We start from the raw sequence: 24,229 nt of genomic DNA, 5'->3' as shown, positions 1-24,229 counted from the left end.
CTTTTTTGTTTAATTGATAATTTAATTAGATGGACTGTATTTTTATTTTGTAGTATTATATTTTATTTTATTCAATATGGGATAGGTAAGTTTATATAAGATGTGTTAAAAATATACATACTGTCTAACTAATTGTTAGTTCACTTAAAATTATAATTATTTATTTAAATTGAGTCTGTAAAATTTTATAGGCTTATTTGTTTTTTAATTTTTTACAGTTGAACTTTCATTTTGATGAAATTTCATTCTAATTTTTCTTTAATTTTAATATAAATGATTTAAAAATAGTAAAATACTTTAATAAGTGAGGACAAATAATATTTTATGACCAAACAAAACAAATCTGCCCTCAATAGTAATATAGACTTCATACAACTTAAACTTTATGATTTTTTTGATGAAAAAATTGATCAAGAAAAAATTATTTCAAAAAGATTGAATAAAACACCTAATTTTGAAAATACTAATCATAAACTATTTTTAGATGAAAATAATACTTTTAAATATGATAATCCCATTTGTCCAGTTTGTGGAAGCCACAAAATAATCAAAAAAGGCACAATAAAGAAAAACAAACAAAATACTAATGGAAAAACAACAGAATTCAAAGAACAGCAATATCAATGCAAAAAATGTGGAAAAAAATTCGGAATATACAATAATCCATTAATTGGTGAAAATAAACAATTTTTACAAGAAATAATGGATAAAATTCCAGGAATAATGAAAATAGGGTACCAATCACTTCGTAAAATAAGTAAATACTTTGAAATATTCCTTGGAATCAGAATATCTCATCAAACAATCAAGAACTGGTCTGACAAAAATCACGAAGAAAGCATCAGCAATGAAAAATTTGAATATTCTGGCTATTATTTATATGATGAGCAATTTTTAAGACTTAATGGAACTAGACACTACAGATTAACTTTATTTGATGCAATACTCAATATTCCAGTCACAGAACGAATAGTACGTCGCAGAATACCAAAAAACACGAAAAAATTTATCTTAGAATCAACAGAAAATAAACCATTCATTTGCCTAACAACCGATTTATTCCCAATGTATCGTAATGTAGCAGATGAAATAGAAGTAAAACATCAATTGTGCATATTTCATCTGTTTCAAACAATAAACCATAAATTAAAAGTATATTGTAGAAGAAACAAGATTAATGGAAAACAAAGAGACCATATTTACGAAAATGCACAAGAATTAAAAAACTGTTTCAGACAAAACTCAAAAAAAGAAGCAATAGAACAATTTAAACAATATTTACAAAAATATACGGCCATACCAGTTGTTTTAAAAGATTTCATAAGAAAACATATCATAAATCACTTCCACAGATACGTAGAATATCTTGATGATGAAAATATAGAAAAAACATCAAATAAAGTCGAAAATTACTACAGACAAACCAATCCTGAAAAAATAAAGAAAATATACAAAACCAAAAATGGAATCCTGACATTTTTAGACTATCAAATGCAAAATTGGACTGAAAAACACATTAAAATCAAATAAGCCTATAAAATTTTACAGACTCTTTAAATTATAATTTTAAAAAAGGAGAATAATATCATGAGTCTAAAAAAGAATATTGGTGTGTTAGTTCTTTTATTAGTACTTTTAAGTATGTCTGCAGTTTCTGCTGAAGACGTATCTATTAATGCTGATGATACTTACCAAACGCCAAATGAAATTCAAAAAGATTTCACATCTTTACAAACAGACATTGATAATTCTCAAAATGTATTTGAGCTTACTTATGATGTCAAACATGGAGATGATGAAATAGATAATTATGGTATTTCTATTACAAAGAATACTATAATTAACGGAAATGGTCATACAATTGATGCTAATGGTCATGGAAGTATTTTTGTAGTAAAAGATTCTTCTGTTACATTAACATTAAATGATTTGACTTTGATTAATGCAAATCCTGTTTCTGATAGTTCAGGAATTGTAAGTAATGGTGGGGCTGTTTACTTTGATGGTTCTACTTTAATAGTAAATAATGTGAATTTCAAAAACAATACTGTCTATAAATATGGTGGTGCAATTTACACTACTGGAACTTGTATTGTAGACAGTTCTGTTTTTGATGGAAATGATGTGCAATTCAGAAGTCAAAATATTGGCAATGGTGGTGCAGCTATCTATGCAGATAATGGTGCTTCATTATTAATTTCTAATTCACAAATAATCAATAACCATAAAAATATGGTTATTCGTGACAATAATGTTGGAGATCTTGTAGCTGGTGTAGTAGTCGTAACAGGATATACTAAAATTTCAAAATCTTACTTTAGAAATAACAGTGGATGTTATGGTGGAGCTGTAACTTCTTTAGGTTACACTAATGCTGGTAAAAATCAGATTATCATTGAAAATTCAGTATTTGATTCAAATAGAGCATTCCAAGGGGCAGCTGTAAATGTCATAGGTTCTACTTTCAAAATATCCGGAACCAATTTCACCAACAATAAAGGTGTTGGTTATGGAAGTGGAAATCCTAATGTCGGTGCTCTTCTTACATGGTATGGCTGTGAAGGTACAATATCTGATTGTAATTTTATAAACAATACTGCAGATAATGGTGCTGCTTATGAATTAGGAGATGATAATAATGGTGTTTCCAGTGCCAGTGTTGACAGCTGTACTTTTATAAACAATACTGCATCCAATCAGGGTGGTGCTGTATATGAAGGTGGAACAACAGGTAATGCTATTTTGGATATTAAAAATTCCATATTTACCAATAACTCTGCAAAAGAAGGCAGTGCTATTTATAATGAATATACATTAACTATTGATGCTGATTCAACATTTACTAATAATAGGATTTACAGCTATTATAGGGGTACTTTAAATATGGGTGAAATTAAAACCTTTACTGATTTGCAAAAAGCTATAAACATGGTTGAAGGTGATATCTATTTAAGTTCTAATGTAACTATGTTGGCTAGTGAAGCTGATAAGTTTGTAAATGGTATTGTTGTAGACCATCTTGTTAATCTTAAATGTGATGGTTTTACTATTAATGCTAATAATTTAGGTAGAATATTTAATGTTACCTCAACAGCTGATAAATTAAATATATATAATGCTAATTTAATTAATGGTAATGCAGATATAGGTGGTGCAATATATAACACTGGTTCTGTATATGCATATAACACTAATTTTATAAACAATACTGCTGCTACTATGGGTGGTGCTGTATTCAATAATGGTGAATTGGTTGTTTCTGATTCTGTATTTGATTCTAATGATATTGTTAATCGTGGTTCTGCTAGTGTTGATTATGGTGGTGCAGCGATTTATAATTGGAAAGAGGGCACATTAAAAGTAACTAATTCTAATTTTACTAATAATATTAAGAATTATAAGAATGGGGATAATTTAGTTGGTGCTATTACTACTATTGGTAATGCTACTGTTAGTGGTTCTAACTTTGTTAATAACTCTGGCCGTTGGGGTGGAGCTATTTCAGCTACTGGTGCTGAATTAAGGAAAAATTCAAGTACTTTAACAGTATCTAATACTATATTTAAAGATAATTCTGCTTTATATGCGGGTGCTGTTTACATATGGGGATCTAATTACAATATAGCTGATTGTGTATTTGATAACAATACTGCATTTGGTAAAGGTAATATGACTCCAAATAATAATAATGGTGGTGCTCTTGTTGTATCTCAAGTAAGTAGATTCAATGAACCAATCACTGGTACTATTTCCGGTTCTAAATTTACTAATAATAAAGCTCAATATGGTGGTGCTGCTTACTTCAATAAAGGATTTGTAACTATTACTGATTCTGTATTTGAAAATAACATAGCTACTGCTGAAGGTGGAGCTGTTGGCTTTTCTCATGCAAGTGTTAAAGATTTAGTTGTATCCATAAATAATTCTTCATTTGTAGGTAATAAAGCACCTGTTGCTGGAGCTATTTTTACAAATGTTGATTCAAAGATTACAAATTCAAACTTCATTAATAACTCTGCTGCTAAAATAGGTGGAGCTATATGTAATGTAAATGATTTAACTGTTGAAAATTCTAAATTTGTTAATAATACTCCACAAGCTATTCATAACTCTAAAGAATTACATTTAGGTATTGAAACATTCACTGATTTGCAAAATGCTATTGATCTTGTTGATGGTATTTTAACTCTTGATTCTGATATTGCAATGACTGATGATGAAGCTGCTGGATTTGTAGGTGGTGTTGCTATTAATAAGGATATTGTTATTGATGGTAAAGGCCATACTATTGATGCTAAGAATTTAGGTAGGATTTTCAGTATTGGTGAAGGATTTGCTGTTACTTTAACTAATGCTACTTTGATTAATGGTAAAGCTGATAAGGGTGGGGCTATTTATAATGATGGTTCTTTAACTTTAAGTGATGTTAAATTAAGTGATAATGCTGCTGATAGTTATGGTGGTGCTGTATTCAACAATGGTGAATTGGTTGTTTCTGATTCTGTATTTGATTCTAATGATATTGTTAATCGTGGTTCTGCTAGTGTTGATTATGGTGGTGCAGCGATTTATAATTGGAAAGAGGGCACATTAAAAGTAACTAATTCTAATTTTACTAATAATATTAAGAATTATAAGAATGGGGATAATTTAGTTGGTGCTATTACTACTATTGGTAATGCTACTGTTAGTGGTTCTAACTTTGTTAATAACTCTGGCCGTTGGGGTGGAGCTATTTCAGCTACTGGTGCTGAATTAAGGAAAAATTCAAGTACTTTAACAGTATCTAATACTATATTTAAAGATAATTCTGCTTTATATGCGGGTGCTGTTTACATATGGGGATCTAATTACAATATAGCTGATTGTGTATTTGATAACAATACTGCATTTGGTAAAGGTAATATGACTCCAAATAATAATAATGGTGGTGCTCTTGTTGTATCTCAAGTAAGTAGATTCAATGAACCAATCACTGGTACTATTTCCGGTTCTAAATTTACTAATAATAAAGCTCAATATGGTGGTGCTGCTTACTTCAATAAAGGATTTGTAACTATTACTGATTCTGTATTTGAAAATAACATAGCTACTGCTGAAGGTGGAGCTGTTGGCTTTTCTCATGCAAGTGTTAAAGATTTAGTTGTATCCATAAATAATTCTTCATTTGTAGGTAATAAAGCACCTGTTGCTGGAGCTATTTTTACAAATGTTGATTCAAAGATTACAAATTCAAACTTCATTAATAACTCTGCTGCTAAAATAGGTGGAGCTATATGTAATGTAAATGATTTAACTGTTGAAAATTCTAAATTTGTTAATAATACTCCACAAGCTATTCATAACTCTAAAGAATTACATTTAGGTATTGAAACATTCACTGATTTGCAAAATGCTATTGATCTTGTTGATGGTATTTTAACTCTTGATTCTGATATTGCAATGACTGATGATGAAGCTGCTGGATTTGTAGGTGGTGTTGCTATTAATAAGGATATTGTTATTGATGGTAAAGGCCATACTATTGATGCTAAGAATTTAGGTAGGATTTTCAGTATTGGTGAAGGATTTGCTGTTACTTTAACTAATGCTACTTTGATTAATGGTAAAGCTGATAAGGGTGGGGCTATTTATAATGATGGTTCTTTAACTTTAAGTGATGTTAAATTAAGTGATAATGCTGCTGATAGTTATGGTGGTGCTGTATTCAATAATGGTGAATTGGTTGTTTCTGATTCTGTATTTGATTCTAATGATATTGTTAATCGTGGTTCTGCTAGTGTTGATTATGGTGGTGCAGCGATTTATAATTGGAAAGAGGGCACATTAAAAGTAACTAATTCTAATTTTACTAATAATATTAAGAATTATAAGAATGGGGATAATTTAGTTGGTGCTATTACTACTATTGGTAATGCTACTGTTAGTGGTTCTAACTTTGTTAATAACTCTGGCCGTTGGGGTGGAGCTATTTCAGCTACTGGTGCTGAATTAAGGAAAAATTCAAGTACTTTAACAGTATCTAATACTATATTTAAAGATAATTCTGCTTTATATGCGGGTGCTGTTTACATATGGGGATCTAATTACAATATAGCTGATTGTGTATTTGATAACAATACTGCATTTGGTAAAGGTAATATGACTCCAAATAATAATAATGGTGGTGCTCTTGTTGTATCTCAAGTAAGTAGATTCAATGAACCAATCACTGGTACTATTTCCGGTTCTAAATTTACTAATAATAAAGCTCAATATGGTGGTGCTGCTTACTTCAATAAAGGATTTGTAACTATTACTGATTCTGTATTTGAAAATAACATAGCTACTGCTGAAGGTGGAGCTGTTGGCTTTTCTCATGCAAGTGTTAAAGATTTAGTTGTATCCATAAATAATTCTTCATTTGTAGGTAATAAAGCACCTGTTGCTGGAGCTATTTTTACAAATGTTGATTCAAAGATTACAAATTCAAACTTCATTAATAACTCTGCTGCTAAAATAGGTGGAGCTATATGTAATGTAAATGATTTAACTGTTGAAAATTCTAAATTTGTTAATAATACTCCACAAGCTATTCATAACTCTAAAGAATTACATTTAGGTATTGAAACATTCACTGATTTGCAAAATGCTATTGATCTTGTTGATGGTATTTTAACTCTTGATTCTGATATTGCAATGACTGATGATGAAGCTGCTGGATTTGTAGGTGGTGTTGCTATTAATAAGGATATTGTTATTGATGGTAAAGGCCATACTATTGATGCTAAGAATTTAGGTAGGATTTTCAGTATTGGTGAAGGATTTGCTGTTACTTTAACTAATGCTACTTTGATTAATGGTAAAGCTGATAAGGGTGGGGCTATTTATAATGATGGTTCTTTAACTTTAAGTGATGTTAAATTAAGTGATAATGCTGCTGATAGTTATGGTGGTGCTGTATTCAACAATGGTCATTTAGTTGTCGGTAATTCTGTATTTGATTCTAATGATATTGTTAATCGTGGTTCTGCTAGTGTTGATTATGGTGGTGCAGCGATTTATAACTGGTATGACGGTATTTTAACTGTATCTGGTTCTAATTTCACTAATAATATTAAGAATTATAAGAATGGTGACCGTTTAGTTGGTGCTGTAGCTACTATTGGTGATGCTACAATTTCTGATTCTTACTTTGTTAATAACTCTGGCCGTTGGGGTGGAGCTATCTCAGCTTCAGGTTATTTGATTGCTGGTGATGATGTAAATACTTTAACTGTATCTGGTTCTACTTTTAAAGAAAATGGTGGATTATATGGTGCAGGTATTTTTGTAGCTGGCTCTGACTTTACTGTGTCTGATTGTGTATTTGATAAGAATACTGCATTTGGTAAAGGTAATATGACTCCAAATAATAACAATGGAGCAGCTATTGTAGTAACTGATACTGGTAAAGATATTACTGGAGCTATAACTGGTTCTAACTTTACTAATAATAAAGCTCAATATGGTGGAGCTATCTATATTTGTGAGGGTAATATTGCAATTTCTGATTCATTATTTGAAAATAACTCTGCTGATGTTGAAGGTGGAGCTATTGATATTGATTCTGCAATAAATAATCCTGTAGTTACTGTTAAAGATTCTAAATTTGTTAATAATACTCCACAAGCTATTCATAACTCTAAAGAATTACATTTAGGTATTGAAACATTCACTGATTTGCAAAATGCTATTGATCTTGTTGATGGTATTTTAACTCTTGATTCTGATATTGCAATGACTGATGATGAAGCTGCTGGATTTGTAGGTGGTGTTGCTATTAATAAGGATATTGTTATTGATGGTAAAGGCCATACTATTGATGCTAAGAATTTAGGTAGGATTTTCAGTATTGGTGAAGGATTTGCTGTTACTTTAACTAATGCTACTTTGATTAATGGTAAAGCTGATAAGGGTGGAGCTATTTATAATGATGGTTCTTTAACTTTAAGTGATGTTAAATTAAGTGATAATGCTGCTGATGGTTATGGTGGTGCTGTATTTAACAATGGTGAATTGGTTGTTTCTGATTCTGTATTTGATTCTAATGATATTGTTAATCGTGGTTCTGCTAGTGTTGATTATGGTGGTGCAGCGATTTATAACTGGTATGACGGTATTTTAACTGTATCTGGTTCTAATTTCACTAATAATATTAAGAATTATAAGAATGGTGACCGTTTAGTAGGTGCTGTAGCTACTATTGGTGATGCTACAATTTCCGATTCTTACTTTGTTAATAATGCTGGCCGTTGGGGTGGAGCTATTACTACTTCTGGTGCTTTGATTGCTGGTGATGATGTAAATACTTTAACTGTATCTGGTTCTACTTTTAAAGAGAATGGTGGATTATATGGTGCAGGTATTTTTGTATGGGGATCTGACTTTACTGTGTCTGATTGTGTATTTGATAAGAATACTGCATTTGGTAAAGGTAATATGACTCCAAATAATAACAATGGAGCAGCTATTGTAGTAACTGATACTAATAAAGCTATTGCTGGAATTATTACTGGTTCTAACTTTACTAATAATAAAGCTCAATATGGTGGAGCTATTGATATTTGTGAAGGTAACATTAAAATTACAGATTCAGAATTTGTTAATAACTCTGCTGATGTTGAAGGTGGAGCTATTGATATTAGTACTGTTAAGGGTAATCCTGAAGTTTCAATTTCCGGTTCTAAATTCATTAACAATAGTGCATCCTATGGTGGTGCTATAGTTAATGTGAAAGATTTAACTGTTAGAAATACTGAATTTGTTAACAATACTCCTGATGCCATATTTAATTATGTTGGATTTGGAGGCAACCTTGATTTAGGTATTGAGAATTTTACTGATTTACAAAATGCTATTGGTCTTGTTACTGGTACTTTAACTCTTAATCAAAATGTTGTAATGACTGATGATGAAGCTGCTAATTTTGTAAATGGTGTAATTATTAATAAAAATATTAGAATTGATGGTAAAGGTCATACTATTGATGCTAAGAATTTAGGAAGAATTTTCGAGATTGATGGAGGATTTGCTGTTACTTTAACTAATGTTACTTTAACTAATGGTAAAGCTGATAATGGTGGAGCTATTTATAACTTTGGTAATTTAGATTTAGTGCATGTTAATTTTGTTAATAATACTGCAAAATATGGTGGAGCAATCATGAACGATGCTTATGGTTTAGTTTTAGATGATTCTACTTTTACTAATAACACTGCTAAGATTGGTGGTGCAATTTATAACTCTGCTGATTGCTTTGTTGTAGGTAATTCTACTTTTGCTAATAACACTGCTACAAGTAATGGTGGAGTAATCTTTAATTATGGTATTGGTTTTGTTGTAGGTAATTCTACTTTTGTGAATAATAGTGCTGCAGACGGTGCTGGTGCAATCCTGAATGGTGGCCGTGGTTTTGTTGTAGGTAATTCTACTTTTGCTAATAACACTGCTACAAGTAAAGGTGGTGCCATTTATAATTATGGTATTGGTTTTGTTGTAGGTAATTCTACTTTTGCTAATAACACTGCAGAAGATGCTGGTGCAGTTTATAATGAGGGTGATAACTCTGTTGTAGGTAATTCTACTTTTGTTAATAATACTGCAACTTCAATAGGTGGAGCTATAATTAATAATGGTAAATTAGTAGTTGATAATTCTGCATTTGAAGATAATGCTGCTAATTATTATGGTGGAGCTATCTTTAACTGGGATGATTTACAAGTTACTAACTCTGCATTTGATGGAAACGATATCCTTGTTCGTAACATCCGTGCTATGGATAATGTTGATCATGGTGGAGCAGCTATTTACAACTGGAAAAATGGTAAATTGGATATTTCAAAATCTAACTTTACAAACAACATTAAAAATTATAAAAACGGTAATTTATTAGTTGGTGCTGTAGCTACTATTGGTGATGCTACTATTTCTGATTCCTATTTTGTTAATAACTCTGGCCGTTGGGGTGGAGCTTTATCTGTAATGGGTGGAGAATCTAGTAGTGCTACAAATTTCATCGACATAGATGGAACTAAATTTGTTAATAACTCTGCTTTATATGGTGGAGCAATGTTTGTATGGGGATCTAATTACTCTATTTCCAACTCTGTATTTGATAATAATTTAGCATTTGGTAAAGGTAATATGACTCCTAATAATAACAATGGTGGAGCTCTTGTAGTAACTCAGGGTAATATACCTATTTCAGGTACCATTATAAATTCCAACTTTACTAATAACAAAGCTCAATATGGTGGAGCAGCTTGGATTAATGAAGGAACCGTTGATATTAGCAATTCTAACTTTATAAACAACACAGCTACTGTTAAAGCGGGAGCTATTGGATTTGAACCTGCATATACTAAAATAACTGCTACTGTTTATGCTACTAACTTTATAAACAACACTGCTGGTGTTGATGGTGGTGCTATTTATAGTAATGGTGATTTAAGAATTAGTGATTCAGACTTTGATAATAATAAAGCACAAAAAGCTGATATTATTTACAGCAATATAAATGGCTTATTGAGTATTAATGGTAATAATTATAGTAATTACACTGAAAATAAAGCTCCAATTATTAATTTGGCTGGTATAGAAACTATTTCAAGTGATGGTGGAGTAATTATAACTGTTTTAGATAATAAAACTGTAAATGTTTGTTACGGTGATGTTGTAACTTTACATGCTATTATTACAGTTGATGGTGTTCTTGTAGCTAATCAGGACTTATCATTTTCAGTTTATAATGGTGAGGATGTTGTTGTTTGTAAAGCAAATAGCTTGTTAAATGGTTCTTATGTTGCAACTTACAAAATAAATGATGTTATTAATAAAACAGTTAGTATTGTTTATGATGGACCTGAAGTTCATATTAACACAGGTATCTTAAATGTATCAAAAGCAACTCCTGATTTAACTGTTGGTGCATTGAATATTACTGTTGGAGATCTTGAAATAATTACTGTAACCGGACCTAAAGATGCAACTGGTCTTATAACTTTAACTTTAAATGGTATTGATTATATATTGCCGATTTACAATGGTGAAGCTAAATTCTACTTCCAAGATTTAGCTTATGGTACTTATGATGTATCTGCAAGTTATTCTGGTGATAATCATTATGTTGCTGCTGAAAACTCAACAGTCTTTAAAGTAGATAAAGTTTTAGCTAACTTAAATATACATGTTGAAGATATTACTTTTGGTGAAAACGGACTTGTCATAATCACTTTACCTTCTGATATTGACGGTTCAATAGTTACTGTTAATGTAAATGGTAAAGTTTATCCTGTAGATATTGAAAACGGATTTGGAAAACTTCCATTACGTGAATTGGATGCAGGTGATTATACTATATCTGCAGCATTTGCAGGTAATGATAAATACTTGCCTGGTGTAAGCAATGCTTTATTAACTGTATCTAAAGCAGACCCTGCATTAAATGTGCTTATTTCAGATGTTGGTTATGATGGAGTATTTAACATTAATGTTGCTTTAACTGGTGTTGATGCTATTGGTTTAAATGGTAATGTGATTGTTACTGTTAATAATAAAGATTACTCTGTAAATATCGTTAATGGTAAAGGTACTGCTGTTGGTGTTAAATTAGCTGCTGGTACTTATGACTTTACTGCTGCTTGGGCAGGAAATGATAATTACAATGCTGTTGGTGATTCTGGTAAATTTAGTGTTGCTAAAGTAGATTCAATTATTGATGTTGCTGTTAAAGATATCAATGTTGGTGAAGATGCTGTTATTAGTGTTAAATTGCTTAGTGATGCTACTGGTAGCGTAACTGTTACTGTAAATGGTAAAGATTATACTGAAACTGTTGTTAATGGTGTAGCTAATGTAAAAGTGGCTGATCTTAAAGCAGGTACTTATGATGTAGCTGTTAAATATTCTGGTGATAACAATTATAATGCTGCAGTTGCTACTTCCAGCTTTACTGTATCTAAAGTTGACTCTACTATGGATGTAACTGTTAATGACATTGTATTTGGTGGAGATTTAACTGTTGATGTGGTTTTACCTGGTGATGCTACTGGTGAAGTAGTTATTACTGTTAATGGTGTAGATTATCATGTAGCTATTGAAAATGGTAAAGCTACTGGAACTATTAGTGGTTTAGCTGCTGGTGATTACATTGTAGCTATTAAATATGTCGGTGATGATAAATACACTGGTGTTGAAGTTGCTGAAAATGTTAATGTTGCTAAAGCACAACCTGTTTTAGGTGTTGTTATTGCTGATGTGGATTATGGTAACGGATTTGTTATTGAAGCTACCTTAACTGGTGTTAATGGTGCTCCTTTATCTGGTAATGTGATTGTTACTGTTGCTGGTAAAGAATACACTGTTAAAGTTACTGATGGTAAAGGTATTGCTACTGGTGATAAATTAGCTGCTGGTACTTATGCATTTGCTGCTGTTTGGGCAGGAGATGATAATTACAATATTGTTACTGAAAACGGTGATTTCAAAGTTAATAAAATAGATTCTGCTATTGATGTTGCTGTTAGTGATATTAAAGTTGGTGAAGATGCTGTTATTAGTGTTAAATTAGCTAGTGATGCTACTGGTGAAGTAGTTATTACTGTTAATGGTGAAGATTACACTGCAGCTATTGAAAATGGTGTAGCTAGTGTAACTGTATCTGATCTTAAAGCTGGTGATTACACTGTAGCGGTTAAATATACTGGAGATAATAATTATAATGAAGCAACTGGCAGTGCTGAATTTAGTGTACTTAAAATAACTCCTGAAATGGATGTAACTGTTGAGGATATTGTATTTGGTGAAGATTTAATTGTTAATGCGGTTTTACCTGTTGATGCTACTGGTGAAGTAGTTATTACTGTTAATGGTGTAGATTACCATGTAGCTATTGAAAATGGTGAAGCTACTGTAACTGTATCCGGTCTTGAAGCTGGTGATTACACTGTAGCGGTTAAATATGCTGGTGATGATAATTATAATGCTGCTGAAGTTACTAAAGGTGTTAATGTTGCTAAAGCAAATCCAGCTTTAAATGTTATTATCGACAGTGTGGATTATGGTAATGTATTTACTATTAATGCTGTTTTAACTGGTGTTAACAATGCTCCTTTAGATACTAATATAATTGTAACAGTTAATGGTAAAAACTACATTGTAGCTATTGTTAATGGTAAAGGTACTTTCCATGCTGATAAATTAGCTGCTGGATCTTATAACTTCAATGCTAGATTCGCAGGAAGCAATAATTATAATGAAGTTAGTGATTCCGGTAAATTTAATGTTTATAAAGTAGATTCTGCTATTGGTATAACTGTTAAAGATATCAATGTTGGTGAAGATGCTGTTATTACTGTTAAATTATTTAGTGATGCTACTGGTGAATTGACTGTTACTGTAAATGGTAAAGATTATACTGCGAATGTTGTTAACGGTAGGGCTACTGTATCTGTATCTGATCTTAAAGCAGGCAATTATGATGTAGTTGCCAAATATTCTGGTGATAACAATTATAATGCTGCAGTTGCTACTTCCAGCTTTACTGTGTCTAAAGTTGATTCTACTATGGATGTAACTGTTAATGACATTGTATTTGGTGGAGATTTAACTGTTGATGCGGTTTTACCTGATGATGCTACTGGTGAAGTAATTATTACTGTTGATGGAACTTCTTACACTGCAGGTATTAATGATGGTAAAGCAACACAAGTTGTTAAAGATTTAACTGCTGGCAGTCATGTGGTTGTTGTTAAATATGCTGGTGACGATAAATACACTGCTGTTGAAATTGCTAAAGGTGTTAATGTTGCTAAAGCACAACCTGTTTTAGGTGTTGTTATTGCTGATGTGGATTATGGTAACGGATTTGTTATTGAAGCTACCTTAACTGGTGTTAACAGTGCTCCTTTATCTGGTAATGTGATTGTTACTGTTAATGGTAAAGAATACACTGTTAAAGTTACTGACGGTAAAGGTATTGCTACTGGTGATAAATTAGCTGCTGGTACTTATGCATTTGCTGCTGTTTGGGCAGGAGATGATAATTACAATATTGTTACTGAAAACGGTGATTTCAAAGTTAATAAAATAGATTCATCTGTTGTGGTTAATGTTAATAATATTAAAGTTGGCGAAGATGCTGTTATTAGTGTTAAATTAGCTAGTGATGCTACTGGTGAAGTAGTTATTACTGTTAATGGTGAAGATTACACTGCAGCTATTGAAAATGGTAAAGCAGTTAAAACAATATCTGGCCTTAAAGCAGATGATTATACTGTAACTGTTAAATACGCTGGAGATAACAATTATAATGAAGCAACTGCTGATGCTGAATTTAGTGTATCCAAAATATCTGATTACAATATGGATATTTCTGTTCCTGAAATTAAAGAGGGAGTAAATTCCACTATTGGTGTAGATTTACCTAAAGATGCAACCGGAACAGTTACTGTTGAAATTGACGGTAAAAAATACACTGCAAATGTAATTGACGGAACTGCAAATGTAATTGTTTCTGGTTTAAGTGCTGGAGATTATAATATCACTACTGTTTACTCTGGTGATGCTAAATATGATTCCATGACTAAAAAAGGAAACGTAACTGTAATTCCAAATATAAATGTAAACTTGGATGTTAGTGATGTTGAAATGTTTTACCATGATGGAACTCGTTTAATTGCCAAATTAACAGATTTCCAAGGTAAACCAATAGTCAATGCTACTATATACTTCAGTATTAATGGTGTAATATATGCTAAAACAACTGATGCTAATGGTACTGCTTCCATGGGTCTTAATTTAGATTCCAATGTATATCCAGTAACCGTAACTTATAACGGATCTGCTTTCTATAGTAAAATCTCTAAAAATATTACTGTTACTATTAATTCAAGTATTATAGCTGATGATTTAGTTAAAATGTATCAAAATGCTACAAGATTCTATGCTAAATTCATGGGCAGTGATGGAAAAGTATTAGCTAATACTCAGGTTAAATTTAACATTAATGGTGTTTTCTACACTAAAACTACTAACAATGATGGTGTAGCGGATTTAGGTATTATGTTAAGACCTGGAACATATATTTTAACAGCTTACAACCCTGTAACTGGTGAACAACAAGGATTTAACATAACTGTAAAATCATTAATAGTACAAAATGACTTAACTAAGTATTACATGAATGCATCTAAGTTCCAAGCAACTATCTATGATAAAAACGGAAGTTTAGCAGTAAATAAAAATGTAACCTTCAACATCAATGGAGTATTTTACACCAGAACTACTGATGAAAATGGTGTAATAAGTTTAGGAATCAGTTTAAGACCTGGAGAATATGTCATTACAACAATGTACGAAGGATTAGACTTAGGTAATACTGTAACTGTTTTACCTACTTTAGTTACTAGTGACCTTAATATGACTTATGGAGATGGCAGTAACTTTACTGCACAGACATTAGATGGTCAAGGTAATCCATTAGCTAATCAAAACGTATCATTTAATGTAAACGGCGTATTCTATCACAAAGTAACTGATGATAATGGTTTTGCTTCATTAACTATCAGGTTAATGAGTGGAAAATACATCATTACATCTTCTTGGAACGATTTCCAAACAGGAAACAACATAATAATATCTTAATTTAAGAGATTTTAATTAATCTCTTCTTTTTCTTTTTTTAACAAGTTTTTTTACTTTAAAATTAAATCGTGCTGTTTTTATAATTAGTTTTCATGTGCTCTTATTAAACATTTATAAACATTTAATTACTATGTTCTATCATGGCACATTATATTGACCACCCTTTAATAAAATCTAATGCTATCGAGGCCAGGTTATATCAACAGGTTTTAGCTGCTGATGTTTTAAAAAAAGGAAATACAATGATTGTTGCACCTACAGCATTAGGTAAAACTATAGTAGCTACTTTAGTAGCGGCAGATAGATTGGAAAAAGTTAAAAACTCTAAAATATTGGTATTGGCTCCAAGTAAACCATTAGCTATACAGCATGAATCTACTTTTAAAGAATTTTTGACTGTTCCTTGTTCATCAATTACTGGTGCTGTTAAAACTGATGAAAGGGTTAAAAGGTGGGAAGAATCTCAAATAATCTGTGCAACTCCGCAAACTGTTGAATCTGACTTATTAAAAGGAAGATATTCTCTAAAAGATGTGTCTTTAGTTGTTTTTGATGAATGTCATCACGGTGTTGGCTCTTATTCTTACGTATATTTGGCTTCAAGATATGTTAAAGAATCCAAATTTAACTTAATTTTAGGACTGACAGCTTCTCCAGGTTCTGATAAGGAAAAAATAAAAGAAGTTTGTGATAATTTATATATTCAAAGTATTGTAGTTAAAACTGAAGAGGATAATGATGTAAGACCTTATTTTAATCCGGTTGCAATAGATTGGGTTAGGGTTAAAATGAGTTCTGAGTTGGAAAAAATTAAAACACATGTTGATAAAGCTCTTAAGATTCGTCTTAAAGGCCTTAAAAATATGGGAGTTATTAGAACAGTTTCCGTTAACAAATTGGATATATTAAAAGCAAGAGGAAGAGTTCAAAGTGCAATTGCAAGGTCTGTAAATCCTAAAAAGGAATGTTTCCAAGCTATTTCTATTTTAAGTGCGGTTATTAATATACAGCATTCTCAGGAACTTATTGAAACACAAGGAGTAGTTACATTTAACAAATATGTGGCAAGATTGCGTAAGAAGAAAACAAAAGCTGCCAAATCATTAATTCAGGATCCTAATTTTGGTAAGGCTATTTATCTTGCAAGGGAGGCTGAAAAACATGGTTTGGAACATCCTAAACTTAAAAAGGTAACTGACATTATTAAAAAAGAATTGGGACAAAACGGTCAAACTAAATTGCAGTCTGACAGATATGTTAAAGATGCTGACCAAAAATCCTCAAAAATAATGGTTTTTACTCAGTATAGGGATTCACTTGAAATGATTCATCAGAAACTTGAAAAAGAAGGAATTAAATCCGCCAAGTTCTTTGGTCAGGCTTCAAGAGATGGTGAAAAAGGATTAACTCAAAAGGAACAAAAAGAAATCATTAAAGCCTTTAAAATTGGTGAATATGATGTACTTCTCTCAACAAGTGTAGCTGAAGAAGGAATTGATATTCCTGCTGTTGATTTGGTTATTCTTTATGAACCTGTTCCGTCTGAAGTTAGAATGATCCAAAGAAGGGGAAGGACTGGCCGTAAACGTTCAGGTCGTGTGAAAGTTCTTATTACAAATGGAACCAGAGATGAAGGTTATTATTGGGCTTCAGTTAATAAGGAACGCAGGATGAAACATCAGTTAATTGATCCTGATGTATTGGAAGAGTTAAATTCCAATGCTATTGAAAGAATGGAAAATGAAAAAAGGGTAAAGGTTTTAGATCCTACTCCTAAAAAAGAAGAACTTCCGGTTGTTTTTGCAGATACTCGTGAAGGTAATTCAAAGGTTATACGTCATTTATCTGAAATGGAAATTGATGTTAAAGTTCAGGCAATGGCTGTTGGTGATTATCAGGTAAGTGATGAAGTTGTTATAGAACGTAAAACAGCTAAGGACTTTGTTGATTCAATTGTTGACAAAAGACTATTTAAACAGGCAAGATCTTTAATGGAGGAATTTAAACGTCCGTTAATTATTCTTGAAGGAGATGACTTGTATAATGGTATGATTAATCCGAATGCAATTAGAGGTTCGATAGCTTCAATAGCTCTGGACTTTGGAATTAGTATTATACCAACAAGAAATGCTCAGGACACTGCAGCAATGATTAAAAGAATAGCTATTAGGGAGCAAAGTGGTGAAAAAACACCAATTCAAATAAGAACAGACAAAAAACCTGTTAACTTGTGGGAGCAGCAGCTGTTTATAATAGAATCCCTTCCAAATATAGGTCCTGTTAATGCTAAAAACTTATTGGAGCATTTTGGAACAGTAGCTAATATTATTAACGCGTCTGAGAGTCAGCTTCAGGAAGTTGAAGGTATTGGTAAAAAAACAGCAGCCAATATTCGTAAGGTAGTTGATTCCAAGTATTTATATTTCCAAAATGAAATTAAAGAAAAAAAATTATTGTAGGAAACTTGAAGGTAATTTAACCTTCAATCTCCCAAATCTTCACTATGTACTGGAGTATAATATTTTTCAGCTACAAATGTAGGTAAAATAGCACTTAATACAAGTATTCCAGTTATTACACTATATTCTGTCTGATTGATTAATGCATTATTTAGTCCGAATACTGCAGCGACAAGCCCAAATGTTAAACCGGTACTCATCATCATTGTAACATAGTTATAGTTTTGTTTTAAAAAGATTTTACTTGGATAATAAACTCCAATGTATTTGCTTAGTTGACGTAATACAAATAATGTTAAAAAGATTCCAAAACAGCTATATATTAAAGGTATGGAAACTTTCATTCCTCCAATTATGAAAAATATTGGAGTTATAATAGCAAATGCAACGGTTTTGAATCTGGCTTTAACTTCTCCTTTTTGTGTGTTTTTAAAGTGATCGGAAAGTATTACTCCTAGTATAAATGCAGGTAATATGGCTTGCCCGCCTCCAAGACTTCCAAAGAATATAAATCCTAAAAGTAAGACAAAAACATATTTTATTTCCAGTTCTCCTATTTTATTTTTAAATAATGGATTTTCGAAAAATAAATCAGATTTATAATAAGCCATTACAAGAACTGCTAAAGACACTACATAAAATAATAATGTATAAATGTCAAATTTTGTAAATAAAACACTTAAAGCTATTGCAGTACATATGTCTGTTATAAATGTTGCAACCATTATTAATTTTCCGATTTTGTATTTAAATAGTCCTTTTTGAGTTAAAACGGAATAAACAACTGCAATACTTGTTTCAGATAATGCCGTACTTGTTAATAGTGCAGGATTTAATTCCCATCCTATAATGTAATAAGTTACTAAAAACACGATTACGAAAGGAATTAGAAATGATAAAAATCCTATTGTAAAACTTTCTTTAAAATTATCTTTCATTAAGTCAACATCAATTTCGACTCCAGCTAGAAATGTAAGCAATATTCCTCCAAAACTAGCTATATAAATCATCCAAGATTCGCTGTGGAAGAATCCTAGATTTCCTATTATTACTCCTATTGCAATTTCAACTACTGTTACACTAATTCCAGTTTTAATAGAAATTACACTAGCTAGAAGTATTATTATCCCTAAAATTAATGGAAATACATCAGCCATTAAATTATCCTCCTAAGTATTTTTTATATAACATAGGAGTTATCAGCAATTGCGGTTTGAAAATAAGTTTCTGGTGAACCCCATCACCAAGTTATTATTTTAAATATTTTATTATTTAAAACTTTTATTATGATTTATACGACTTGCTATGATTCTCCTTTGGGAAAGTTAACACTGGCTGGTAAAAACAATAAACTGATTGGTTTGTGGATTGAAGGTCAAAAACACTTTTTTGGAAATTTTAAAGATAAAACAAAGAAAAATGATGATTTGGCTATTTTTAGAAAAACTGAAAAATGGTTAGATAGCTATTTTAACGGAGAAAACCCTTCAATTGAAAATTTAGATTTAAATCTTCAGGGAACGGATTTTAGATTAAAAGTTTGGAAAATACTTGAAGGGATTGCCTATGGTGAAGTGGTTACCTACGGAGATATTGCAAAAAAGATAAGTTATGATATGTCTTCTCAGGCAGTTGGTGGTGCTGTAGGCCATAATCCTATTTCAATTATCGTTCCTTGCCATAGGGTTGTTGGTTTTGATGGTAAATTAACTGGTTATGCGGGAGGTTTGGAAAATAAGGTTAAATTATTAGAATTGGAAGGTGTAAAAATAAGGGATTTAAAAGTTATTTTTTAAATAATTATAACTTTTTTTAACCCAATCCTTCTCATTTACTTCTATGATATATGTGCCATCATACTTTTTATCTTCAAAAGTAGAGATGATGCTTTTTAAATCAATAGAGCCATCACCTAATGCATAGTGTGAGTCATCATCACCATTATTATCGTGGGCATGTATGTGTTTAATGGAATCAAAGTACATGTCCTCCGGCCCATATCCTGCATGGTTGGCATGACCGATATCCAGTGTCATAGACATATCTAGAGAAGTAACTAATTCGTTTAGTTCATAGGGATTTGAGTACATATATCCCTCAAAAGTAGGCATATTTTCAATAGCTGCATTTACACCTAATTCTTTTCCATATTCTCCAATTTCTTCAATGGACTGTTTATTTAATTCAAAAATTTTATCTTTAAAGTCTCTGCCTAAAAAAGGAATTGATCCTGGATGAACAACAACAATTTCTGCATCAATTTCATTTGCAAGGTCAATAGATTTTTTAATTTCAGCTATTGAAGCTTGTCTGATGTTTTCAGTCAATGATGCAATATTTAAATTGATAATAGGGGAATGAACACTGTATTTTAAACTGTAATTCTCAAAAATACTGGTATCTAAATCCTGATTTGGATATTGATGCAATATTTCTGCATAATCCAATCCTAATTCTTCAAAATATTCTAAATTTGTTCCTATATCATCTTTAAATCCTGATAATGTTGATGCACCTATTTTCATTTATTTCACCTATTTTTTAACTGCAGTTATATCTAAACCCATTTCTATGGCATCGAGCAATATGTCAGATAATTCGATGCCTCTTTTTATTTTAATTTCTCCTTTTCTGCTTGTTGTAGCTGTAAGTAAATATTCTCCTCCAACAAAAATATCAAAGTTTTGTGTACCGTTAACTTTTCCCAAATCTAAAATTAGCTGTTTTTTTGTGTGGATAATGTCCACTTCAAATTTTTCACCGCGGGCCAGATGTCCTGGAGTGTTTTCAAGAATTTCAACACCTAGGCTTATTCCAATATCCTTTTCAATCTCAGCTATTCTTTTTCCATTTTTACCGATGATTTTTGGAATATATTTTTCATTGATGTAAATATTGGCTCTTTCAGGAGAAATTACTTCTACCCCTACTTTTGATTTAGGAATTAATCTTTTAATTTTTCTAAGGATTTGCTGTTCGGCTAGCCTGTCTACGGCAGATTTGGCAGTAGTTGGATTGCTTGAAGAATTGTTAACTAAATCAAGGTCCATTACAATTGTTTGCTCACCGTATGTGTAGATTTCATTTTTAAGTTCTCCAGTTTCAAAATCACGAATTTCAATAACTGGTCTGGCTAAATCTGCTTCCTTCATACCTGATGGAACTTTAACAGTCATTTTTGTTTCAAATACTTCTTTAATATCTCCATCTTCAATGTAAATGCTGGTGTCTACTACTGAAGTAATTATTCCAAGTTCCACTCTTGATGAAATTCTTTGTATGGCATCAATTGGTCTTGTAGCATGAACTACTCCAATCATTCCGACTCCCGCCATTCTCATATCTGCAAATATGTTAAAATCGCTGTTTTTTCTAAGTTCATCATAAATTGTGTAGTCTGGTCTGACAAGTAATAAAACATCAGCAGTATTTTCCATACTTCCTTCTAAAGGAGCATACTGCGTAATTTCTGCTGGAAGTTGCAAATCTCTTGGGGATTCCATTGTTTTTACAATTTTATTTAAATCTTCAGCATAATATTTAGCTAATGCCTGAACAAATGTACTTTTTCCAGCTCCTGGAGAACCTGAAATAAGTATTCCTTCAGCACTTTTGCTTATTCTTTCCATTAGCTTTTCGGAAATATTATATTCATCTAGACTGACATTAGCTACTGGTCTGACGGCAGTTATTTCAAAAGCTTCTGAAAATGGTGGTTTGGCCATTGAAATTCTGTATTCTCTGGATTGAATAACAGTTGATCCGTCTTTGTCTGATTCCAGATAGCTTTTAGGGTCGCTTCTGCTTTTTTCCAGGATTTCATTATAGATATCTAAAATATCTGAATATGTGTAAGGTTTATCTCCAATTTTTACAAATTCCACATGTCCAGGTTTTCCTTTTTTAGCCATTGGAACAACATTTTCTTTTAAATGAACTGACATTGTGTCGTCGTCAAATAATTTTTCAATAGATAATTCTTTGTGTTTATATTCCTGTTTAAAGTAGTAAACAGATATTCCCTGTGCTTTTGCAGTTTCGGCCTGAACTTTATCATTTGTAACTAATGTTCCAAATTCGCTTCTGGCCAAATCTCTAATTAAACTGTCAATTTCTCCGCTTTTTGCATATTTGATGTCGTAATTGGTTGGACGTTTTCCTTTAAATGTAATGGCCAATTCACCATTGTCCTGGGCTTCCTGTAATTTCTGAAGCTCTTTTAAACCATTTATTCCTTCATTTCTGTTGGCATTTGCTTGATGTTCAAGTTCACAAACAACAGCTTCAGGAACAATAATCTCAGGATAATCCAAATCTTCTTCAGCTATTATTTTACTTATAGCTCCTTCTATTACGGCACTTGTATCTGGTATTATTGTTTTCATTTTAATACACATCATCAGGATTGAAAACTTTTTCTAAAATTGTTTCAAGATCCTCTTCATTAAAGTTTTCAATGTTTTTAGTGTTTAGTTTTCTAAAGAAACATGAAAAGTAGCCTTCATGACATGCAGCTCCGTTTTGTTTGACTTTTAAAACAACTGCATCCATATCACAGTCAACAAGTATTTCTTTAACTTCCTGGGTGTGGCCTGAACTTTCACCTTTTAGCCATTGGGAATTACGGGAAGTGCTCCAATAATGAGCTTTTCCAGTTTCAATTGTTTTTTGAAGGGCATCTTTGTTCATATTAGCTACCATAAGTATTTGCCCGGTTTTCCAATCTTGGGCAATAGCAGTAATGACTTTTTGACCATTTATTTCATGTCTAAAATTAATTTCCATTGTTTATACACCTTTAATATATTCCACTACATTATCAAGGTCTACTAATTCCTGGTTTCCGCTTTCCATATTTTTAATGGTAATCTGGTTGTTTTCTAAATCTTTAGCTCCAATGATGGCTACTTGTTTTACTTTGATTTTATTTGCATGATTCATTATTTTCTTGAATTTTTTACCGTTTAAGTCAACATCACAGGCTATTCCTGCAGATCTTAAAGTTTGGGTTATTTCATAAGCTTTAAGTCTTACATCATCAGAAATTGGAGCTACATAGATGTCAATAGGGCATGGAAGTTCTTCTGGAGTTGCCAATTCTTCAATTGCATTCATTAATCTGTCAAAACCAAATGCAAAACCGGTGGAAACTACTTCTTCGCCACCAAAGATTTTAATTAAACTGTAAGTTCCTCCTCCACAAACCTGCTTTTGAGCTCCAAGAGATGGGATATAAACTTCAAATACAATTCCTGTATAATAGTCAAGTCCTCTTGCCACACCTAAGTTTAAAGTGTAATTTTCCATTTTAAAACTAGCTAGTGTATCAATAAGCTCTTCAAGCTCATTTAAAGCATCGTGAGATTCAGGATATGGTGCAACTAGTTCTTCAATGTCTTTGATAATGGATTTGTCTCCAACCATATCAATTAATTTAAATAAAACATGGTTTAATTCTTCATTGTCAATAATAGGGTTTTCACCGGTTAAAGATTCTTTTAGAAGGTCTTTATCTCCTTTATCAATAACAACCATAACTTCTCTTTGGGTGGCTGTATCTATGTTGAAATGTTTGAATAATCCGCGAATGATTCCTAAATGATTTATATTAACGTCTGCACCAGGGATTCCAAGTTTTTCAATGGATTCTGAACACATTGCAATAACTTCAGCTTCTCCTTGCGGTGATTTAGCTCCAATTAATTCACAGCCAAATTGCCAGAATTGTCTAAATCTTCCTTTTTGTGGTCTTTCATATCTAAAACAGCTTCCGTAATAATAAAGTTTGATAGGTTTGGATGCAGTTTTTTGAAGCTCATTTAAGTATAATCTAGCTACTGGAGCAGTAATTTCTGGTCTTAAAGTTAATTCTCTATCAGATTTGTCTTTGAAATTGTATAATTGGTCTACAATTTCTTCTCCAGATTTTGTTGTAAATAATTTCAATTCTTCAAATAAAGGTGTTTTAATTTCCTGATAAGCATAATTTTCAAATACATTGCGTAATATGGATTCTGCTTTTTTTCTTTCTCTCATTTCATCAAAAAGAAAATCTCTAGTTCCTCTAGGTCTTGTAAATTCCATGATTGCCCTCCATTAATTTATCA

At 31.6% G+C, this 24,229-nt stretch carries 9 protein-coding genes and 1 riboswitch; of the genes, 4 read left to right on the top strand and 5 right to left on the bottom strand.

The window, feature by feature from the left end:
• Nucleotides 1-324: 324 nt before the first annotated feature.
• The 3 genes from MSM_RS06010 to MSM_RS06000 all read left to right on the top strand — a co-directional run bounded on the left by MSM_RS06010 (nt 325) and on the right by MSM_RS06000 (nt 18,122).
• Nucleotides 325-1,530: an ISNCY-like element ISM1 family transposase gene (locus MSM_RS06010; RefSeq protein WP_011953615.1), complete on the top strand. Its 1,206-nt coding sequence runs from the start codon at nt 325-327 to the stop codon at nt 1,528-1,530.
• A gap of 57 nt (nt 1,531-1,587) precedes the next feature.
• Entirely contained in the window at nt 1,588-15,663 is a 14,076-nt protein-coding gene (locus tag MSM_RS06005) for an Ig-like domain-containing protein (protein ID WP_011954342.1), read from the top strand.
• Between the two features lie 140 nt (nt 15,664-15,803).
• A complete protein-coding gene (locus MSM_RS06000) occupies nt 15,804-18,122 on the top strand; it encodes a DEAD/DEAH box helicase (RefSeq protein ID WP_004032747.1) in 2,319 nt (772 codons plus the stop codon).
• Between the two features lie 23 nt (nt 18,123-18,145).
• On the opposite strand, the gene MSM_RS05995 is transcribed toward MSM_RS06000, so the two are convergent.
• On the bottom strand, nt 18,146-19,279 hold the full coding sequence (locus tag MSM_RS05995; protein WP_011954341.1) for a cation:proton antiporter: 1,134 nt from the start codon (nt 19,277-19,279) through the stop codon (nt 18,146-18,148).
• A gap of 26 nt (nt 19,280-19,305) precedes the next feature.
• Nucleotides 19,306-19,376: riboswitch (Fluoride riboswitch) on the bottom strand.
• Nucleotides 19,377-19,408: 32 nt separating this feature from the next.
• On the opposite strand from MSM_RS05995, the gene MSM_RS05990 reads away from it, so the two are divergent.
• Nucleotides 19,409-19,918: a methylated-DNA--[protein]-cysteine S-methyltransferase gene (locus MSM_RS05990; RefSeq protein ID WP_011954340.1), complete on the top strand. Its 510-nt coding sequence runs from the start codon at nt 19,409-19,411 to the stop codon at nt 19,916-19,918.
• Here the strand turns inward: MSM_RS05990 and MSM_RS05985 are convergent.
• Genes MSM_RS05985 through hisS form a run of 4 tightly spaced genes read right to left on the bottom strand, consistent with a single transcriptional unit; the run spans nt 19,901 to nt 24,206 of the window.
• Nucleotides 19,901-20,647 carry a sugar phosphate isomerase/epimerase family protein gene (locus MSM_RS05985; RefSeq protein WP_004032750.1) on the bottom strand — a complete coding sequence of 249 codons (747 nt, stop codon included), beginning with the start codon at nt 20,645-20,647 and terminating at the stop codon, nt 19,901-19,903. The genes MSM_RS05990 and MSM_RS05985 overlap by 18 nt on opposite strands.
• A 9-nt stretch (nt 20,648-20,656) precedes the next feature.
• Complete coding sequence (locus tag MSM_RS05980) at nt 20,657-22,507, bottom strand: PINc/VapC family ATPase (RefSeq protein WP_011954339.1); 1,851 nt, start codon at nt 22,505-22,507, stop codon at nt 20,657-20,659.
• Nucleotide 22,508: 1 nt separating this feature from the next.
• Nucleotides 22,509-22,907, bottom strand: coding sequence for a phosphoribosyl-AMP cyclohydrolase (gene hisI, locus MSM_RS05975; protein WP_004032752.1), 399 nt, complete (start codon nt 22,905-22,907; stop codon nt 22,509-22,511).
• A 3-nt stretch (nt 22,908-22,910) separates the two neighbouring features.
• Nucleotides 22,911-24,206: a histidine--tRNA ligase gene (gene hisS / locus MSM_RS05970; protein ID WP_004032753.1), complete on the bottom strand. Its 1,296-nt coding sequence runs from the start codon at nt 24,204-24,206 to the stop codon at nt 22,911-22,913.
• Nucleotides 24,207-24,229 lie beyond the last annotated feature (23 nt).

Source organism: Methanobrevibacter smithii ATCC 35061 (assembly GCF_000016525.1).
In the GTDB taxonomy this organism is placed as follows: Archaea; Methanobacteriota; Methanobacteria; order Methanobacteriales; family Methanobacteriaceae; genus Methanocatella; species Methanocatella smithii.
Note: the sequence above shows the minus strand (reverse complement) of the source record. Positions and strands in the feature narration are given on the sequence as shown.

What these genes read in the sequence shown, in the direction of transcription:
- MSM_RS06000 (WP_004032747.1), top strand. Translation starts at nt 15,804, where the DNA reads ATGGCACATTATATTGACCACCCTTTAATAAAATCTAATGCTATCGAG.
- MSM_RS05985 (WP_004032750.1), bottom strand. Translation starts at nt 20,647, where the DNA reads ATGAAAATAGGTGCATCAACATTATCAGGATTTAAAGATGATATAGGA.
- MSM_RS05995 (WP_011954341.1), bottom strand. Translation starts at nt 19,279, where the DNA reads ATGGCTGATGTATTTCCATTAATTTTAGGGATAATAATACTTCTAGCT.
- hisS (WP_004032753.1), bottom strand. Translation starts at nt 24,206, where the DNA reads ATGGAATTTACAAGACCTAGAGGAACTAGAGATTTTCTTTTTGATGAA.
- MSM_RS05980 (WP_011954339.1), bottom strand. Translation starts at nt 22,507, where the DNA reads ATGAAAACAATAATACCAGATACAAGTGCCGTAATAGAAGGAGCTATA.
- MSM_RS06010 (WP_011953615.1), top strand. Translation starts at nt 325, where the DNA reads ATGACCAAACAAAACAAATCTGCCCTCAATAGTAATATAGACTTCATA.
- MSM_RS06005 (WP_011954342.1), top strand. Translation starts at nt 1,588, where the DNA reads ATGAGTCTAAAAAAGAATATTGGTGTGTTAGTTCTTTTATTAGTACTT.
- MSM_RS05990 (WP_011954340.1), top strand. Translation starts at nt 19,409, where the DNA reads ATGATTTATACGACTTGCTATGATTCTCCTTTGGGAAAGTTAACACTG.
- hisI (WP_004032752.1), bottom strand. Translation starts at nt 22,907, where the DNA reads ATGGAAATTAATTTTAGACATGAAATAAATGGTCAAAAAGTCATTACT.